Annotated in this window: 1 protein-coding gene; it reads right to left on the minus strand. The window is 66.9% G+C overall.

The window, feature by feature from the left end; all coding sequences use genetic code 11:
* The coding region (locus tag SB756_RS31330; RefSeq protein ID WP_410913399.1) for a hypothetical protein at positions 1 to 240 on the minus strand (240 nt) is incomplete at its 3' end.
* Positions 241 to 263: the final 23 nt, after the last annotated feature.

A 263-nucleotide genomic window follows, 5' to 3' on the forward strand; every position in this document is an offset into this window, starting at 1 on the left:
CGGTTGTGGGCGGTCACCCGGTACGCCGGGCAGTCCGTAGATAGCGAAGCCACCGGGCAGGTGCTGGGCCAGCACCGGGAAGTAGAAGTCCAGGCCGGTGAATTCGTGAACCAGGAACAGCGGCGTCTGCGTACCGCTGGCCCGCACCGTGATCACACCACGCGGCGCGGCATCCCGGTTGCCCAGCCGCGCCGCCAGCAAGGCGACGCTGGGCTGCTGGAACACATCGTTGATGGCCACTTGCAAACCCGCCTTGGTGATCT

Origin of the sequence: Pseudomonas sp. SIMBA_068 (assembly GCF_046534705.1) — a bacterium.
Taxonomy (GTDB): Bacteria; Pseudomonadota; Gammaproteobacteria; order Pseudomonadales; family Pseudomonadaceae; genus Aquipseudomonas; species Aquipseudomonas putida.